Origin of the sequence: Sphingobacterium sp. 1.A.4 (assembly GCF_002734245.1) — a bacterium.
Lineage (GTDB): Bacteria > Bacteroidota > Bacteroidia > Sphingobacteriales > Sphingobacteriaceae > Sphingobacterium > Sphingobacterium tenebrionis.
The window spans coordinates 24,833-42,405 of sequence record NZ_PEAZ01000001.1 but is presented as its reverse complement, the minus strand read 5'-3'; the positions used below and the strand labels follow the sequence as shown (position 1 = coordinate 42,405).

The window sequence follows — 17,573 nt, the reverse complement described above, 5'->3', positions numbered from 1 at the left end:
TCGATATATTTTATAATTCTTAAATACAAAAAAATTCTAATAATTATTCAAGTCCGAGAAAATTTTAATTAATAAAAATAATAAAATGATAAATATAGGAATCACTGGTCAAAATGGTTTTGTCGGACAGCATTTATATCATACTTTAAAATTAAAACCTGATAAATTTAATGTTGTAGAATTTCAAAAGGATTTTTTTGAGGATGAGTCAGAAATGGATAAATTTGTATCTCAGTGTAATGTCATTGTGCATTTAGCAGCCATGAATCGTCATGAAAATGAGCAATTTATTTATGATATGAATATTATGCTCGTAAATAAATTGGTTGCCTCATTAGAACGTACAGAAACAACACCCCATGTCCTTATTTCATCATCTACCCAAGAAGAACGCGAAAATTTGTATGGGAGGTCCAAAAAAGAAGGTAGAGAGACTTTGCTAAAATGGGCTTCTGAAAATGATGCAAAGTTTTCAGGGTTAATTATTCCAAATGTATTTGGAGCCTTTGGAAAACCATTTTATAATTCATTTATTTCTACATTTTGTCATCAGTTGACCCATGGTGAAATTCCTACAGTAGTAAATGATGGTGAAGTAAATTTAATTTATGTTCAAGAGTTAATTGACCATATTATTGCGGAAATAGATTCGGAGAAACCTTCATCAAATTTGTCAATAGAGCCTACAGCTACTAAAAAAGTTTCAGAAGTATTGTCAATGCTTTTAGATTTTAAATCAAAATATTTTGATACAGGTGAAATTCCTGTTTTAAACGATGATTTTGAACATAATCTTTTTAATACATATAGGTCATTTATAGATTATAAAACACATTTCCCCGTAAAATTTATACAACATAAAGATCCCAGAGGTGCTTTCGTGGAAATAATTAGGTTAGGTATCGGAGGACAATGTTCATTTTCTACTACTGTCCCAGGAATTACCAGAGGAAACCATTATCATACAAGAAAAATTGAACGTTTCGCTGTGATAAAAGGAAAAGCATTAATACAGTTAAGAAAAATAGGCACGTGTGAGGTTTTGGATTTTTACTTAGATGGTTCTGATCCTGCATATGTAGATATGCCTATTTGGTATACTCATAACATTAAAAATATTGGAGATGAAGATTTATATACTAATTTCTGGATAGATGAACCCTATAATCCAGAAGATGCGGACACCTATTTTGAAACAGTTTAAAAATTATAAATAAATGAAAAAATTAAAAGTAATAACGGTCGTTGGCACACGTCCGGAAATTATTAGATTATCTCGTGTAATTTCAGCTTTGGATTATTCTGAAGCAGTTGAACATATAATTGTCCACACTGGTCAAAATTATGATTTTGAATTAAATCAAATTTTCTTTGATGATCTTGGTTTGCGGAAGCCAGATTATTTTCTTGAAGCAGCTGGGAAAACTGCCACGGAAACCATCGGAAATATACTGATAAAAATAGACCCTTTATTGGATCAGTTGAAGCCTGATGCATTTTTGGTATTAGGCGACACTAATTCATGTTTATGCGCAATACCTGCAAAAAAGCGGCATATTCCAATTTTTCATATGGAAGCTGGTAATAGATGTTTTGACCAAAGAGTTCCTGAAGAAACAAATCGTAAGATTGTAGATCATATAGCTGATATTAACTTGACATATTCAGATATAGCTCGGGAATACCTTTTGCGCGAAGGACTGGCTTCAGATCGAATTATAAAAACTGGATCTCCAATGTTTGAAGTATTGTCACACTATTTGCCACAAATTGATTCATCTGAAATATTAAAAAAGCTTAATCTTGAAGACAATCAATATTTTGTGATTTCATCTCATCGTGAAGAAAATATTAATAATGAAAAAAACTTCCGTAGTTTAATGGCTTCTTTAAACGCTATAGCGGAGAAATATAATCTTCCAGTAATAGTATCTACTCATCCCCGTACAAAGAATATGATTGATAAGATGAAAATTGAAATGCGACCGCAAATACAATTTCTCAAGCCTCTTGGTTTTCATGATTATAATGCCTTGCAAAAAAGATCATATGCTGTTTTATCAGATTCAGGAACTATTTCAGAAGAATCATCCATTCTTAATTTTCGTGCACTTAATATTCGGGAAGCGCATGAACGTCCTGAGGCTATGGAAGAAGCTTCTGTCATGATGGTTGGACTATCTCCAGAACGAATTATTCAAGGCTTAGTCCAGGTTTTAAATCAAAAATCTGGTGAGAATAGAAATTTTCGACTTGTAGCGGATTACTCTATGCCTAATGTTTCAGAGAAGATTGTCAGAATTATTATTTCTTATACTGATTATATCAAGAGAACAGTTTGGTCTGAAGAAATTTAAAGATGAATATTTTATTCTTAACATTAGCTGAGATCAATTCTATTGAAGATCGTGGTATATATCAAGATCTACTACGTAAATTCCGTAATGAAGGACATTCTGTTTTTTTAGTTACTCCTGTCGAACGAAGAAAACATGTCTTAACGAATTTTGAGAAAAAAGAAGGGGTTTCCATACTTCAAGTAAAAACCTTTAATATTCAAAAAACCAATAAAATTGAAAAAGGTCTAGGAACTTTGGCTATTGAGTATCAATATTTGTATGCAATCAAAAAATATCTTAAAAATATTAAATTCGATTTAATATTGTATTCTACACCACCAATTACCTTTGCAAAAGTTATTGAATACATTAAAAAAAGAGATAATTCACAAACCTATCTATTGTTAAAGGATATTTTTCCCCAAAATGCTGTGGATATGAAGCTGATAAAACAAGGAGGTTTTATACATCGTCAATTTCTAAAAAAGGAAAAAAAACTTTATCAAATTTCCGATACAATAGGATGTATGTCACCAGCTAACATACAGTATATTATATCTAATAATCCTGAAGTTGATCCTGCAAAAGTAGAAGAGAATCCAAATTCAATTTATCCGATATCATTTAATTATTCATTTGAGGATAAAGCAGCAATTAGAAATAAATATGATATCCCATTAAATAAAAAAGTTCTTGTTTATGGTGGAAACTTGGGAAAACGACAAGGGTTAGATTTTCTATTAGAAACAATTCATAATTTTAATAGTGATGAAATCTTTTTTTTAATAATAGGAGATGGCACAGAATATCAGCGAATAAGAGATTGGTTTAGAGTTTATTTGCCAAATAATGCAATTTTAATGCAGCGATTGTCAAAGGAAGATTATGATAAATTATTGGCAGCTTGTGATGTTGGACTGATTTTTTTAGATTCCAATTTTTTAATTCCAAATTTCCCATCACGATTATTATCATATCTTGAAATGGGATTGCCAGTATTAGCGGCTACGGATGTGAATACGGATATTGGTAGGATTCTTGAAGAATATAATAGTGGTCTATCAGTAAGAGCAGGGAATCTAGAAGATATGATTGAAAAGTTAAACAGCCTTTTAAAATTAGATCTAAAAAATATGGGTATTAATGGTCGGGATTTATTATTAAAAAATTATACGGTAAACAGGTCATATAATATTATCATGAATAGAATGAGGTATTAATTATGTATAAAGAATATTTAAAACGGTTAATAGATTTTTTAATTTCGTTAATTGGATTTATAATTTTGCTACCTGTCTTTATTGTAGTAACAATTGGTTTATATTTTGCAAATGATGGCAAACCTTTTTTCTTTCAATCAAGGCCAGGGTTAAATGAACGTATCTTTCGAATCGTTAAATTTAAAACTATGAATGATAAAAAAGATATGAATGGAAATTTGTTGCCAGATTCTGAAAGGTTAACAATAATTGGATCTATTGTTCGAAAAACATCAATAGATGAAATACCTCAATTAATTAATGTGTTAAAAGGAGATATGTCTATTATTGGCCCTCGACCTTTATTACCAGAGTATTTAAATTTGTATAATAAAAATCAAAAACGAAGACATGAGGTTAGACCAGGAATTACTGGTTGGGCACAAATAAATGGAAGAAATGCTATATCTTGGAAACGAAAATTTGAGTTAGATATTTGGTATGTAGAAAATGTCTCATTCTGGTTAGATATTAAGATATTTTTTTTAACTATTAAAAAAGTGTTTGTAAGAGAGGGCATATCTCAAGAAGGTCAAGCAACAATGGAGGCGTTTAACGGAAAAAATTAAAAATATGGGAGCACAAATATTAGGTATTGAATATATATTACCGTCTAATAAAATCACTAATAAGGATTTATCTGATAAATTTCCAGATTATGATTTTGAAAAATTTGAAGAAAAGGTCGGAATAAAAAATAGATATTGGGCGAATGGAGGACAAACTGCATTGGATTTAGCTATTGATGCATGTGAAAAATTATTTAAAAGGTTTAATAAGAGTGAGATTGATTATTTAATATATTGTACTCAAAGTCCAGAATATTTTTTACCAACTACTGCTTGCATACTTCAGAATAAATTAGGTCTTAATAAAAATGTTGGGGCTTTCGATTATAATTTAGGATGTTCTGGATATGTTTATGGTTTAAGTTTAGCTAAAGCCTTAATAGAGAGCGGACAAAGTAAGAACGTTTTACTAGTAACTTCTGAAACTTATTCTAAATATATACATCCACAAGATAAATCAAATTTAGCAATTTTTGGGGATGGAGCGACTGCAACATTAATCTCGACTTCAAGCGCCAATAAAATAGGAGATTTTTTATTCGGAACAGATGGAAGTGGAGCTGATAAGCTAATTATTAAAAATGGGGCTGGGAAAAATAAGCTGGAATTTTCTCCAAGCTTATTATCTTATGGCTCAGATAATGTTTATACAGACAATCATTTGTATATGAATGGTCCAGAAATTTTTAATTTTACAGCCGAAAATATCCCCAACTTTACTAATGAAGTCCTATTAAAAAATAGCATTCCAAAAAGTGAAATTGATTTTATGGTACTTCATCAAGCAAATGCATTTATGTTAGAATTTCTTAGGAAAAGGATAAAAATTGAAAAGGAAAAATTCTATATAGACTTAGAAGATTCTGGAAATACTGTCTCAAATACAATCCCAATTGCATTAAAAAAACTTGGAAGAAAGTTGCTAGATGAGGAAGACAAAAAAGTAATTGTGGTTGGCTTTGGTGTGGGATTATCCTGGGCAGGTGGATTAATTAATATAAATAAAAATATTTAATAAAAAAATCATGAAAACAGAAAAATTTTTAGAATTGTTGGTTGAAGAACTTGAATTAGAAACTCCTATTTCTGAATCTACTAATTTAAAAGAATTAGAAGAATGGGATTCTATGGTTGCAATGATGCTAATAGGTGTAGTTTCTAACGAATTTGATATGACTCTATCTGCTAAAGATATTGAAGAAATTACCACAGTTCAGTCATTAATTAATAAGATAGGAGCAGAAAAGTTCTTGTAAAAGAATTCAATTGTGAAAAAAACTATACTCGTAACCGGAGTAACATCTGGTATTGGAAAAGCATTAGCGCAAGAATTATTATTAGATTCAAATGTAGAATTGTTTGGAATTGGGAGAGATGATTCAAAAATACAAGATCTATTAATTGGGCATAAAAACTTTAATTTTATAAATTTTGATTTAGCTCAAATAGATAGAATTGAGGAGTTATTTAAAAAGAATTTTAAAGACGTTAAATTTTCAGGATTTGTACATTGTGCAGGAATTGAAGAAACAATTCCCATTTCACTTTATACACCTGAGAAAATTTTACAAATTTTTCAAATAAACGTTTTTTCAGCGATTGAACTATTGCGATTTATATCTAAAAAGAAACATTCTGAGGATGCTGCTAGTTTTATTTTAGTTTCTTCAGTGATGGGTGAGTTAGGGCAAGCAGGTAAAGTTGGTTATTGCTCTTCAAAAGCTGCACTCTTAGGAGTGGTAAAATCGCTAGCGTTAGAACTTTCTAAACGACTAATTAGAGTAAATGCTGTTTTGCCAGGAATAGTGAATACGCCTTTGACACAAAAATTATTTGATCAACTTGATGAAAGTAATGTTGAAAGAATAAAACTAATGCATCCTGTTGGAATCGGAAGTCCATCAGATGTTGTAGGAATATTAATGTATTTACTTTCAAAAAAATCAATTTGGATGACAGGACAAAATATTAAAATTGATGGAGGATATTCAACTCAATAAAATAAATACTACTATTATTGGAGCAGGTGGATTAGCAAGAGAAATAGATTCGTGGATTGCGTTAGACAATAAAAGTAATATTAAAATAAATGGTTTTTGGGATGATAACCAATTAGCATTAGATAATTACAATATTTCCAAAAAAGTACTTGGAGACCTAAGTGATCCTCGTATTTCTGGTTCTGTTTTAATTGGAATCATGGATTGTAATTTTAAACAGATTATCTTTGAAAGACTTAATTCTTCAGATAAAATAAAAATATCTTCATATTTAAATGAATCGGTAATAATAGGTTTAAGATCAGAATATGGGATAGGTTCGATATTATTCCCAAAAGTAATTGTTTCTTGTGATGTAAAAATTGGAAATGGCTGTTTTATTAATTTGGGAACTCAAATTGGACATGATGCTAAAATTGGTGATTATGTAAGTATTATGCCTAAGGTAGATTTAGGCGGTGGAGTAGAAATTGGCAATAATGTATTCATTGGTACTGGCGCAACTATTTTACCCGGAGTTAAAATTGCATCCAATACGAGAATAGGTGCAGGTAGTGTTGTTTTGAAATCAATAAAAAATGGGGGAACATATTTTGGTAACCCAGCAAAAAAAATATTTTGATATGAATGATAAAATTTGGTTATCCTCTCCTCATATGGGGGGGAAAGAAATAGATTATATTCAGGAAGCATTTGATGAAAATTGGATCGCTCCTTTAGGCCCAAATGTGAATGGGTTCGAGCAAGACTTAATTAATTTTTTAGATGAGGATGTTAAAGTTGCAGCTTTATCTGCAGGAACTGCTGCTCTTCATTTAGCTTTAATTCAATGTGGTGTAAGCCATGGTGATGAGGTAATTTGTCAATCAATGACTTTTTCTGCATCAGCAAATCCTATTGTTTATCAAGGAGCTATACCTGTATTTATTGATTCTGAAGAAGATACATGGAATTTATGTCCATTTGTCTTAAAAGAAGCAATAAAAAGTCGAATTGCAAATGGTAAAAAACCAAAGGCAATTATTGTTGTACATCTTTATGGAATGCCAGCAAAAATGAATGAAATATTGGAGGTTGCGAATGAATTTGATATTCCAGTTATAGAGGATGCTGCAGAAGCGCTTGGCTCTAGTTATAATGGTAAAAAATGTGGGACCTTTGGTAAATTTGGGATCCTTTCCTTTAATGGTAATAAAATAATAACTACTTCTGGAGGGGGGGGCATTGGTATGCCATAATCAAGAAGACAAAGATATGACAGTATTCCTGTCCACCCAAGCTCGAGATAACGCGCTTCATTATCAACACTCACACATTGGATACAATTATCGTATGTCAAATATTTCTGCAGGCATAGGTCGTGGACAGATGGAGGTATTAAATTCTCGTGTTGAAGCTCGCAGATTAATGCATGATTTTTATTCGGATTTGTTCGAAGAAATTCCAGGAATTAGAGTCTTATCAGAACCTAATTCAGATTTTTTTTCTAACCATTGGTTATCAGCAATTACTATTGAACCAACAATTACCGATATTAGTAGGCATGATTTGCATTTAGCTTTATTAAATGAAAATATTGAATCAAGACCTCTATGGAAACCAATGCATATGCAACCTATATTTTCGAATGTACCTTATTTTGGAGAAAATATTGCGGAAAATTTATTTAATAAGGGACTGTGCTTACCATCTGGATCAAACTTGTCAAATCAAGATAGAGAAAGAATATTTACTGCAATAAGTCATCTATTTGGTAGATAAATATTAAATTTTTTAAGCATTAATGATTTTATGATAGAGATAATTAAAGGAGGAGAAGCTAAAGATTTTAGAGGTAATATACGTTTTGTTAACGATTTTGATATGTCTTTGGTTAAGCGTTTTTATATTATTAAAAATTCTGACATTGAATTGATAAGAGGTTGGCGAGGTCATCGAGTTGAACAACGTTGGTTTTATGTATTAACGGGATCTTTCATATTAAATATTATTAAAATTGATGATTGGAATAAACCTTCTTCAGATTTACCAATAGAAAAAAAAATTATAAGATCCCAGGATATGCAGATTATCCATGTTCCTAAAGGTTATGCTACAGCGTTTCAGGCCATGGAAGAAGGTTCAGAACTTATGGTTTTTGCAGATTTTGGAATAGAAAATGCTCCCAATGATAATTATTTATGGGCTCAGGATTATTTTTCTAATTTAAGGAGTTGATTCAAATTAAATTTTGATGGGGATAGAGATTTATTTTTTTGATGATTTTTTTATATACTTCCCTTTAGGAATGAATAGACTCCCGAAAGAAAAAGAAATTTTTCTTTTTAAAAGCTCTTATATTCAATAATCATTATATATAGAATTATTTATATTACTTTTGTATTCATTTAGGTAAAATTGGATTAATTTTTGCCAACAGCCTATAAAATTGTCTCGATGAAAAAAATTTATTTAGCATTTGTTTTGATTTTATTTTTGGCCTCATGTGCCTCGCGCAAAGAGATAGTTTATTTACAGCCATCACAAATCCAATTGGAGAATATGGCAGACAATTACGCGCCAAAAATTCAACAACAGGATCTACTGACTATTACAATTTCGGCACCTGATGTAAAGGCTACTGTTCCATTTAATCAACAAAACGTTTATCAAGCGACAGCAGGAAATGCTACTGATATGGCGTTTAAACCTACTTACTTAGTTGATAATAATGGAGAAATAGATTTTCCTGTACTGGGTAAAATTAAAGTAGGAGGGTTGAGTAGGTTAGAGGCTACTGAATTGCTGCGAAATAATTTAAAACAATATATTAATGATCCTGGAGTAAATCTGACATTTTCAAATTTTAAAATAACAGTATTGGGAGAGGTAAATAGGCCAGGAAGTTATACATTAACACAAGAAAGAATAACAATATTAGAGGCATTAGGTCTTGCAGGTGACCTTACTTTAAAAGGTAAGCGCGAGAATATTCTTTTGATTAGAGAACACAATGGGGAGAAAAAGATGGAAAGGTTAAACTTATTAACGGATTCAATTTTAAATTCTCCTTATTATTATCTAGCTCAAAACGATGTTATATATGTAGAGCCCAACAACTCTCAGGTTCGAAATACTCGGTATGGTCAAGATACCAATGTATGGATATCCATAACCTCCCTAATCATTACCATAACAGCATTAATTGTAACTAATAGCAAATAAGCTCATGCACCAACCTACCAACAATTCTTATAATAATACAATTATGGAAGAACAGGAGATAAATCTGAAGCAATTGGTTGAACAATATGCTTATTATTGGAAATGGTTTCTTGTTTCAATAATTCTTTCACTTTTAGTAGCCTTCATTTATTTACGATATGCTACTCCTCAATATAGGGTTGATGCAAAAATTTTATTAGAAAAGGAGGATAAGGCAGGTGGGGAATTATCCGGATTAGCTGAATTATCGAGCTTTACTGCTGGTCCTAGTCATTCAGCATTCGTTACAGATCAGATGGAAGTTCTAAAATCGCGTAGAATTTTACGTAAAGTAATAGAGCAACATAATTTTCAAAATTCATATTTTCTTAAGGGTAATATTAAAGAAAGTGAAGTTTTAGAATCACAATCGCCAATAAAAGTAATTGTTTCACAAATAAAAAACTTAAAAACGGGAACTTTTACAGTCAGGATTCTAGATGATTCAAATTATTCTCTTGTAGAAAAAAATGGAATTGAAGAAGAAAAGTTGCAATTTGGCAAAATTGTACAAACAAATTTTGGACAATTATTAATTACTCCAAATGTTAACTTTAATAAATCTATTGGTCAAACAATTCGATTAACCTTACAATCTCTCGATAAAACTATCGATGATTTTAAAAATGATATACAAATTTCTCCAAGTTCCGAAAAGCAATCATATGTAATTTCATTTTCGTTAGCAGGGCCAATAAAAGAAAAATCTGAAATTATTATAAATAGCCTTATTGATCAATATAATATAGATGTTTCAGAGGATAAAAATAAAGTTACATCTGCAACTTCAAAATTTATATCATCTAGACTAGAACTTATTTCAAAGGATTTGGATTCGGCCGATGAGAAAGTTCGTGATTTTAAATCGAATAATAACCTTACCGACCTAATGGCGGAAGCGGAATTAAATTTAAAGACCCTTAGTGAAGCAGATAAGGAAGTTTTAGAGAAAAGAACTCAAGTTGAATTAGCTGATTTTATGAAAGAATCAGTTAGTAATAACTCGGATTTGCAATTATTACCAACCAATATAGGATTGCAAGATCAATCAATAGAAAAAACGCTAATTGAATATAATAAACTTGTATTAGAAAGGAATGATCTGTTAAAGAGTTCTACATCTGATAATCCTGTAGTAAAGAACTTAACCGAAAACATACGGTCTTTGAATAAAAATTTAATGACCTCTCTTAGTAATTATGAATCTGTATTACGCTTATCATTAAATAATTCATTAGCGAAAATGAATAATCTAAAGGGGCGTATTTCAGCTGTTCCAAGGCAAGAACTTGGATTTAAAGATATTTCAAGGCAGCAGCAAATAGTAGAATCAATTTATTTATTCCTTTTGCAAAAACGGGAAGAGAATGAAATAAAAGCGGCTGCGCGACCTGATATTTTGAAGGTAATAGATTCAGCTTATGGTTCAGATGTTCCTGTAGCTCCAAAAAAAATGATTTATTTATTAGGCGCATTTATTGTAGGTTTATTGTTGCCATTTACTATTTTGTATGTTAAATTTTTATTGGATAATAAAATTCATTCACGTAAAGATATCGAGGAGAAATTTAATGCACCAGTATTAGGTGAAGTTCCTAGTTCTGAAGATCCAATTGTAAAAGATAATGATCGATCATCACTTGCTGAAGCATTCCGTATATTAAGAACTAACATAAGTTTTATGTTAGGTGCTAAAAAGGACTCTGCGGTAATTTATGTTACTTCAACCACTTCCGGGGAAGGTAAATCTTTTGTGTCTACAAATCTCTCTAGAATATTGGCAATGTCTGGTAAACGAGTCCTTTTGATTGGAGCTGATATTCGTTCGCCAAAAGTTCTTGATTATTTAGGATTATCGCATTTGCAGCATACGAATATTGGAATTACACAATATTTGATTAATCCCGATATGGCTGTGGAAAATATTCTTATAAAGAAACCTGCGCCATATAATTTCGATATTATTTATTCCGGATATATAGCGCCAAACCCTGCAGAGCTCTTAATGAATGGACATTTTAATGATGTGATCGATTATGGACGTAAAAATTATGATTATGTTATTGTCGATACTGCGCCAGTTAGTTTAGTTACTGATACTTTGTTAATTGCAGATAATGCAGATTTAACCATTTATGTAGCTCGTGCAAATTATCTCGATAAACGCTTATTAAATGTTCCTAAAGAACTTTACGAAGATGGTAAATTGAAAAATATGGCAGTTCTAATTAACGACGTTGACTTTGCTAGAGGATATGGTTATGGTTATGGTTATGGATATGGATATGGTTATATTGATTCTGATGCTGTATCTTTGAGAGCAAAATTGAAAAAAGAATTCAAAAAGCTCTTTAAGAAAAATAAAAAGAAATCACAGTAAATTTTAAAGACTACAATTAAAAAATAAATGCCCAGATATTAAATTACCTGGGCATTTTTAATTAGGCTTTTCTTTATTTAGACGTATCCGGCCTACCAAGTACATATTGTTTAGTCTGATTACGAGGCCGATCTTTGTTTCATGAGCACAGAAGAAAAAAGAGAAAAGATGTTTTCCATGGTTGAGGATTGGAAAGCGAGCGGATTGACCCAAAAAGCATTTGGCCTATTGCACGGGATCAACGTTGCGACCTTGGGTTACTGGGTCGCCAAGTCCAAGGAACAGGGAACCGGTAGCAGAGGTTTTATTGAGATGCCCTTCGGATCAGCTGTGAAAGGGGAACAAATAGAGATTATCTACCCTACGGGGGTGAGGCTGAAAGTACCGCGCGATCTTTCTCTGATATCGCAGCTTCTCCGATTGTAATACCATGTTTTCATTAGGATCATCTCACCGTTTCTATCTTTACGACGGTCATTGCGATATGCGTAAAAGTTTTGATGGGCTTTGTGGCTTGGTTGTTTCGGTGATGCAACGTCAGCCGACCAGTGGCGAGGTGTTCGTTTTCCTGAACCACAAAAACAGCTTTTCTGATTGCAGGAATGCATGAAAATCCGTATCTTTAAGGTATGGAAACAGCGCTGGAAAACCTCTCGAAAGAAGACCTTCTGAAGGTCATTTCCAGCCGTGATGAAAAGATAAAATCACTTTCCAAAGACTCCTCTTCTAAAGATGAAAAAATCGAATATCTGGAATCCCAGCTTGCCATGTACAAGCGGATGCAGTTCGGCCAGAAGCGCGAGCGCTTCGAAGGCGACCCCAACCAGACCGAACTTCCATTTGAGGCAGAACCCGCAGAAGTAGAGCAGCAACAGGAAGAAGCCAAGCAGAAGATCGAGTATATCCGTAAACGTCCAAACCACAAAGGGCGTGCAAAGCTTCCCGAACATTTGCCGGTAATAGAAAAGCATATCCACCCTGAGGGTGACCTGTCTGAAATGGTGTGCATCGGCAAAGAGATCACCGAGGAACTGGAATGTGAGCCTGCAAAGTTCTACATCAACCGCTATATCCGCTATAAGTATGCCGCTAAAAACAGAGATGGCGTTAAGATCGGCGAGCTCCCTGAGCGTGTCATTGATAAAGGCATTCCTGGAGCCGGTCTGCTAGCGATGATCTTAACAAATAAATATGTCGATCATCTCCCGCTATACCGCCAGAAGCAGATCTTCGCCCGGGAGAACATACAGATCGCTTCTTCAACGATAGAGGGATGGACAAAGGAAGCCCTGATCAAACTCCAGCCGCTCTACGACCAACTGGTCTTCGACACAAAAGCAAAAGGATATCTACAGGTAGATGAAACACCTATAAAAGTATTGGACAGCGATAAAAAAGGCGCTGCCCATCAGGGTTATTATTGGGCATACCACGCTCCATTGGATGGGACTGTACTTTTTGATTATAGTCCTACCCGGGGCAGCAGTGCTCCCTTGCCCATACTGGGCACTTTCAAAGGCTATCTTCAGACGGACGGCTATGCCGTATATGAAAAGTATGGCAAGAAAAAAGAGATTACCCACCTGGCCTGTTGGGCACACGCACGCCGTGAGTTTGAAAAGGCACTGGACAATGATCGTCCGAGAGCTGAAAAGGCACTACTGATGATACAGGATCTCTATAAAGTAGAGCGCGGGGCAAAAGAAGAACAACTGTCCGCTGATCGGATAAAGGAAGTGCGATTGGAAGAATCGCTGCCGGTCATCAACGAAATGGGCAAATGGATCTTTGAAGAGATAAAAAACACCTTGCCCAAAAGCCAGATCGGAAAGGCCATGGCCTATGCCTACGCACGTTGGGATGCGTTATCAGCTTATCTATACGATGGAAACCTACAGATCGACAATAACCTTGTGGAGAATGCCATCCGTCCAGTTGCGCTGGGTCGAAAGAACTATCTCTTTGCGGGCAGCCATGAAGCAGCACAAAGATCGGCAATGATCTATTCCTTCTTTGCCAGCTGCAAAAAGCATGATGTGAACCCGTTTCAGTGGCTGAAATATGCCTTGGAAAATATCATGTCCATAAACCACAAAAACCTGAAGGACCTGTACCCACAGAACTATAAACGAATTATCGGATAATCAAATATGTAGTTCATAGGGAGGATACGAAAGCCCCAGCAATAACAAGGTAAACGTTATGGAGTTAATAACCATGACCATAAAACCGATCCAAATACTTGTCCTTTTTTTCGTGTCATAAAATCTTTTATGCACAATAAAGAAATAAATAATGGAATAGATAATCCCAATTGTAAATAACCAGTTTTTAGCATGTCCCAGCCAAGCATAACTTTCAGAAATCTGAGTGACTATATTCAATAAAAGAAAGAATGTCACGATCAATAATAAGAAGGAGAAGTAATTGGATATTCTGGAGTAAGCTGACCCCAGCAATCTGGACAAAAAAGAAATCACCATCTGCATTTAGAGGCTGTTAAAGCATGGCATTCTGGCGGATATTGACCCCTCAAATAAGGGTTTGGACAATTTATTCTGGAGCAAGCTGACCCCTCTTTCGAGATATGGTCATTTTATTCTGGACGATGTTGACCCCTTATTGAAAAGATTGCTCATGAAGCCCATAAATAAGCGATTGAATAACTGATGACGACAGAAAAAACATATTATCAGATTGGGGGTCTGGTCATGGAAATCAGCTCGCCCTCATTATTTCCAATTCAGGAATTTTTAACGAGTTTCGAGGATTTTCAGGTGGATGAACCAAAAGATAAAGCCTCATGCTCAGTAGAAATAAGCTTCGACTATCGCGCTGTAGAATTGGAATTGGGAGTTGGATCGAAGAGCTTGACAGGCAAACTTCTTACCGAATCTATTATTTGGGGCGATGATTTTAGGTTTTATGAAATGGGAAATAGCTATCTGGCAAGTATTTATATAAAGGATCAAAACCATTATTGGTATATGCAATGTAGCAAGGATTTCCGACAGGCAAAGATCTTTATGCAGTAAGAGCCGTGGCCGAGAATATCTAGCCTAATTTCCTGGTTCTTGATGATGCTATATGGGCAAAGTGCGATCTGGGAAGGCGTGATATTAATCCATGCCTCTTTGGTTGCCCTAGAAGGAAAGGCGTATGCTTTTTTGGGAAAAAGCGGAACCGGTAAGAGTACACATAGCAGCTTATGGTTGAAAGCATTTCCAAATGCCGAATTGCTCAATGATGATAATCCAGCCATCCGTATCAATCCTGATGGTAAATGTTTTATTTACGGAACTCCTTGGAGTGGAAAGACCGCCTGTTATAAGTCGATGAAAGTGGAACTGGCCGGTATTGTTCGTTTGCATCAGTTTAAGGAAAATGGTTTTGAACGGTTAGAGGAGATGAAAGCTTTCTTAGCGTTGCTCCCCAGCTGCACCGGTATTCGCTGGCATAGCGAATTGTTCCGAAGGATGAACGACATCGTTGAAGGAATTGTTAATAATGTTCCAATTGGTTTTTTACGATGCTTAGCAAATGTTGATGCTGCAACCGTTTGCAGAAAAGGATTTTTATTGAATAGGTATAATCATGTTGTTAATTTCATATTAATTTTTTCTGTAAATTAAGTTTACTATATGCTTAGGCATATTTTATTGTATTTTTGTTCGGGCATTTACCTGTTTAGAGATATTAACCATATCATACTAATTAAAAGCATAAAACAAATAAAATGGTTAATGGCATCAACTTTGCATGTTTATTATAAACATTCCTGAAACTAAACTTGGTTCCGCACGTTTGCTATAATATTAATAAGCTCGAATTAGAATAGAATGAATTTAACAGGTTATAATAAATATTTCCGAAAGGATAGCCCTCGATGGGTTATTTTGATGATTGATATATTGATGGTAGTATTTTGTTATTACCTGTCAAATTTTGTAATAACGAGTTTTAGTGGCAAATTTTCCATCGAATTAATGGTAAAAAAATCCATTATAGTCACCATTGTGTATTACTTCTCCTTCCTATATTTCAAAACCTATAGAGGTATCATCCGTCAAACCGGATTTCGAGATGCTTGGTCTATATTTAAGGCGGTAGCAGTGGCATGGTTTGTTTTGATGTTGATCGCTGCGTTTATTCGTCCTAATTACACCGACAATGATAGCATAGGTCAATATTTTAGGCTTTCCTATGCCGTTTTATTTACCCACGCTTTCTTTACCACCGTTTGTTTGGTAGCTGCGCGCGTACTCTACAAAAACATTTACGAGATGTTCTTTTTCGGTGGAAGACAGGTGGAACGCGTATTAATCTTTGGCGCCGGTAATATGGGAACAACTACTTTGAACCTCCTACGGAACGATGTAAGAAAGAAAGTTAAAGTAGTGGCCTTTGCCGATGATAACCCGAGCCGTATTGGAAAGTTGATCAATGGCTATAAAATATTAGACCAAAAGGAACTCAATGCAGAATATGTGCGTGGATTGAAGATCGACAGCATCATCATTGCATTGGATGATAATAATAAAGACAGGTTATCCCGTATATCTTCATTGATAGAACCCCTTCCGGTAAAATTGAAGATCATGCCTACCTCCGCCAAAATGTTGAGCGGAAAAGTAGCCACCCGACAATTACGGACCTTGAAGATCGATGATCTTTTAGGACGGGAAGCCATTAAACTGGAAAACCCTGTCATCCACGAGATGTTCCGCGAAAAGATCATCCTGGTTACCGGTGGTGCAGGTTCCATCGGATCAGAATTAGTCCGTCAGATCGGATTTACCGATTTTGATAAACTGATCGTTATTGATCAGGCGGAATCAGCGCTCTATGATATTCAACAAGAACTGAAAGGCAATTGCCATAAGGACGTGTTATTTATTGTAGGAAACGTAAGAGACAGACAGTTCATGGACACTGTTTTTGAGCAGTTCCGTCCGCAGATCGTATTCCATGCAGCAGCCTATAAGCATGTACCGTTGATGGAGCAGAATCCGTACGAATCAATCTTGACCAACGTATGGGGTTCTAAAAACTTGGCCGATATGGCCGATAAATACGGCGTTGAAAAATTCGTGATGGTTTCAACCGATAAGGCGGTGAATCCGACCAACGTAATGGGAGCAACCAAACGTGTTGCCGAGATCTATGTATCAGGATTGAGCAGACGCAGCAAAACCAATTTCATAGTCACTCGATTTGGAAATGTGTTGGGTTCCAATGGTTCCGTTATTCCATTGTTCGAGAAGCAATTGAAAAAGGGCGGTCCATTGACCGTGACCCATCAGGATATTACGCGGTACTTCATGACCATCCCTGAAGCCTGTCAATTGGTACAGGAAGCGGCCGTGATGGGTAAAGGTGGGGAGATCTATGTGTTCGATATGGGGCAACCAGTTAAGATCATGGATCTGGCTATCCGTATGATCCGATTGAAAGGATTCAATTATCCAGAGGATATCGGTATCGAAGTTACAGGTTTGCGTCCAGGCGAGAAGATTTACGAAGAATTGCTTGCTGATAATGAGAATACGACCAAAACACACCATGAAAAGATCATGATTGCAAGAGTAAATACTGATGATCTGGAGATGAAACAGTCGAAGATTGAACACCTATGTGGTATCGTGGTGAAACAGAGTGGAGACCATAACCCGATGTTATTGGTCGAGCTATTGAAGGAAATCGTTCCAGAATACATTTCCAAGAACTCCATATTCGCAAAACTGGATAAAAAAGAAATTGCATAGTTTTTAACTATTATTTAA

General features: G+C 34.4%; 19 protein-coding genes. All 19 read left to right on the top strand.

The genetic code is table 11. The annotated features are described in order from the left end of the window. Positions 1–85: 85 nt before the first annotated feature. The 19 genes from CRJ00_RS00225 (at position 86) to CRJ00_RS00135 (ending at position 17,555) form a co-directional block, all read left to right on the top strand. Complete coding sequence (locus CRJ00_RS00225; protein ID WP_099364929.1) at positions 86–1,204, top strand: polysaccharide biosynthesis C-terminal domain-containing protein; 1,119 nt, start codon at positions 86–88, stop codon at positions 1,202–1,204. A 13-nt stretch (positions 1,205–1,217) separates the two neighbouring features. After that, the gene (gene wecB / locus CRJ00_RS00220; RefSeq protein WP_099364928.1) at positions 1,218–2,357 is read left to right on the top strand and encodes a non-hydrolyzing UDP-N-acetylglucosamine 2-epimerase; all 1,140 of its coding nucleotides are present in this window, start codon (positions 1,218–1,220) and stop codon (positions 2,355–2,357) included. Between the two features lie 2 nt (positions 2,358–2,359). Beyond that, entirely contained in the window at positions 2,360–3,559 is a 1,200-nt protein-coding gene (locus CRJ00_RS00215; protein ID WP_099364927.1) for a glycosyltransferase family 4 protein, read from the top strand. A gap of 2 nt (positions 3,560–3,561) precedes the next feature. After that, complete coding sequence (locus CRJ00_RS00210; RefSeq protein WP_099364926.1) at positions 3,562–4,167, top strand: sugar transferase; 606 nt, start codon at positions 3,562–3,564, stop codon at positions 4,165–4,167. Positions 4,168–4,171: 4 nt separating this feature from the next. Continuing rightward, on the top strand, positions 4,172–5,182 hold the full coding sequence (locus CRJ00_RS00205) for a ketoacyl-ACP synthase III (RefSeq protein ID WP_099364925.1): 1,011 nt from the start codon (positions 4,172–4,174) through the stop codon (positions 5,180–5,182). Between the two features lie 10 nt (positions 5,183–5,192). Further along, entirely contained in the window at positions 5,193–5,423 is a 231-nt protein-coding gene (locus tag CRJ00_RS00200; RefSeq protein WP_099364924.1) for an acyl carrier protein, read from the top strand. Between the two features lie 12 nt (positions 5,424–5,435). After that, complete coding sequence (locus CRJ00_RS00195; protein WP_180268384.1) at positions 5,436–6,167, top strand: SDR family NAD(P)-dependent oxidoreductase; 732 nt, start codon at positions 5,436–5,438, stop codon at positions 6,165–6,167. After that, positions 6,145–6,789 carry an acetyltransferase gene (locus CRJ00_RS00190; RefSeq protein ID WP_099364922.1) on the top strand — a complete coding sequence of 215 codons (645 nt, stop codon included), beginning with the start codon at positions 6,145–6,147 and terminating at the stop codon, positions 6,787–6,789. Before CRJ00_RS00195 ends, CRJ00_RS00190 begins: the two co-directional genes overlap by 23 nt. Next, positions 6,746–7,405: a DegT/DnrJ/EryC1/StrS family aminotransferase gene (locus CRJ00_RS19270; RefSeq protein ID WP_306473091.1), complete on the top strand. Its 660-nt coding sequence runs from the start codon at positions 6,746–6,748 to the stop codon at positions 7,403–7,405. The genes CRJ00_RS00190 and CRJ00_RS19270 overlap by 44 nt, the downstream gene beginning before the upstream one ends. 16 nt (positions 7,406–7,421) lie before the next feature. Continuing rightward, positions 7,422–7,928, top strand: coding sequence for a DegT/DnrJ/EryC1/StrS family aminotransferase (locus CRJ00_RS19265; RefSeq protein ID WP_306473090.1), 507 nt, complete (start codon positions 7,422–7,424; stop codon positions 7,926–7,928). 30 nt (positions 7,929–7,958) lie between these two features. Further along, on the top strand, positions 7,959–8,384 hold the full coding sequence (locus CRJ00_RS00180; RefSeq protein WP_099364921.1) for a WxcM-like domain-containing protein: 426 nt from the start codon (positions 7,959–7,961) through the stop codon (positions 8,382–8,384). A gap of 219 nt (positions 8,385–8,603) precedes the next feature. After that, positions 8,604–9,371 carry a polysaccharide biosynthesis/export family protein gene (locus CRJ00_RS00175; protein WP_099364920.1) on the top strand — a complete coding sequence of 256 codons (768 nt, stop codon included), beginning with the start codon at positions 8,604–8,606 and terminating at the stop codon, positions 9,369–9,371. A 43-nt stretch (positions 9,372–9,414) separates the two neighbouring features. Next, a complete protein-coding gene (locus CRJ00_RS00170) occupies positions 9,415–11,790 on the top strand; it encodes a GumC family protein (RefSeq protein WP_257213641.1) in 2,376 nt (791 codons plus the stop codon). 141 nt (positions 11,791–11,931) lie between these two features. Beyond that, positions 11,932–12,216 carry an IS66 family insertion sequence element accessory protein TnpA gene (gene tnpA, locus CRJ00_RS00165; protein ID WP_257213640.1) on the top strand — a complete coding sequence of 95 codons (285 nt, stop codon included), beginning with the start codon at positions 11,932–11,934 and terminating at the stop codon, positions 12,214–12,216. A gap of 4 nt (positions 12,217–12,220) precedes the next feature. After that, positions 12,221–12,400: an IS66 family insertion sequence element accessory protein TnpB gene (gene tnpB / locus CRJ00_RS00160; protein WP_099364918.1), complete on the top strand. Its 180-nt coding sequence runs from the start codon at positions 12,221–12,223 to the stop codon at positions 12,398–12,400. A 19-nt stretch (positions 12,401–12,419) separates the two neighbouring features. Further along, positions 12,420–13,934, top strand: a complete 1,515-nt coding sequence (gene tnpC, locus CRJ00_RS00155) for an IS66 family transposase (RefSeq protein WP_099364917.1) — start codon at positions 12,420–12,422, stop codon at positions 13,932–13,934. Positions 13,935–14,459: 525 nt separating this feature from the next. Beyond that, complete coding sequence (locus CRJ00_RS00145) at positions 14,460–14,825, top strand: hypothetical protein (protein WP_099364915.1); 366 nt, start codon at positions 14,460–14,462, stop codon at positions 14,823–14,825. A 42-nt stretch (positions 14,826–14,867) separates the two neighbouring features. Beyond that, entirely contained in the window at positions 14,868–15,422 is a 555-nt protein-coding gene (locus tag CRJ00_RS00140) for a hypothetical protein (protein WP_180268383.1), read from the top strand. Between the two features lie 354 nt (positions 15,423–15,776). Then, positions 15,777–17,555, top strand: coding sequence for a polysaccharide biosynthesis protein (locus CRJ00_RS00135; protein WP_257213639.1), 1,779 nt, complete (start codon positions 15,777–15,779; stop codon positions 17,553–17,555). Positions 17,556–17,573: the final 18 nt, after the last annotated feature.

Excerpts from the sequence above, each read along its gene's own strand:
- CRJ00_RS00225 (WP_099364929.1), top strand. The coding sequence starts at position 86 with ATGATAAATATAGGAATCACTGGTCAAAATGGTTTTGTCGGACAGCAT.
- wecB (WP_099364928.1), top strand. The coding sequence starts at position 1,218 with ATGAAAAAATTAAAAGTAATAACGGTCGTTGGCACACGTCCGGAAATT.
- CRJ00_RS00215 (WP_099364927.1), top strand. The coding sequence starts at position 2,360 with ATGAATATTTTATTCTTAACATTAGCTGAGATCAATTCTATTGAAGAT.
- CRJ00_RS00210 (WP_099364926.1), top strand. The coding sequence starts at position 3,562 with ATGTATAAAGAATATTTAAAACGGTTAATAGATTTTTTAATTTCGTTA.
- CRJ00_RS00205 (WP_099364925.1), top strand. The coding sequence starts at position 4,172 with ATGGGAGCACAAATATTAGGTATTGAATATATATTACCGTCTAATAAA.
- CRJ00_RS00200 (WP_099364924.1), top strand. The coding sequence starts at position 5,193 with ATGAAAACAGAAAAATTTTTAGAATTGTTGGTTGAAGAACTTGAATTA.
- CRJ00_RS00190 (WP_099364922.1), top strand. The coding sequence starts at position 6,145 with ATGGAGGATATTCAACTCAATAAAATAAATACTACTATTATTGGAGCA.
- CRJ00_RS19270 (WP_306473091.1), top strand. The coding sequence starts at position 6,746 with ATGGGGGAACATATTTTGGTAACCCAGCAAAAAAAATATTTTGATATG.
- CRJ00_RS19265 (WP_306473090.1), top strand. The coding sequence starts at position 7,422 with ATGACAGTATTCCTGTCCACCCAAGCTCGAGATAACGCGCTTCATTAT.
- CRJ00_RS00180 (WP_099364921.1), top strand. The coding sequence starts at position 7,959 with ATGATAGAGATAATTAAAGGAGGAGAAGCTAAAGATTTTAGAGGTAAT.
- CRJ00_RS00175 (WP_099364920.1), top strand. The coding sequence starts at position 8,604 with ATGAAAAAAATTTATTTAGCATTTGTTTTGATTTTATTTTTGGCCTCA.
- CRJ00_RS00170 (WP_257213641.1), top strand. The coding sequence starts at position 9,415 with ATGGAAGAACAGGAGATAAATCTGAAGCAATTGGTTGAACAATATGCT.
- tnpA (WP_257213640.1), top strand. The coding sequence starts at position 11,932 with ATGAGCACAGAAGAAAAAAGAGAAAAGATGTTTTCCATGGTTGAGGAT.
- tnpB (WP_099364918.1), top strand. The coding sequence starts at position 12,221 with ATGTTTTCATTAGGATCATCTCACCGTTTCTATCTTTACGACGGTCAT.
- tnpC (WP_099364917.1), top strand. The coding sequence starts at position 12,420 with ATGGAAACAGCGCTGGAAAACCTCTCGAAAGAAGACCTTCTGAAGGTC.
- CRJ00_RS00145 (WP_099364915.1), top strand. The coding sequence starts at position 14,460 with ATGACGACAGAAAAAACATATTATCAGATTGGGGGTCTGGTCATGGAA.
- CRJ00_RS00140 (WP_180268383.1), top strand. The coding sequence starts at position 14,868 with ATGATGCTATATGGGCAAAGTGCGATCTGGGAAGGCGTGATATTAATC.
- CRJ00_RS00135 (WP_257213639.1), top strand. The coding sequence starts at position 15,777 with ATGGTAAAAAAATCCATTATAGTCACCATTGTGTATTACTTCTCCTTC.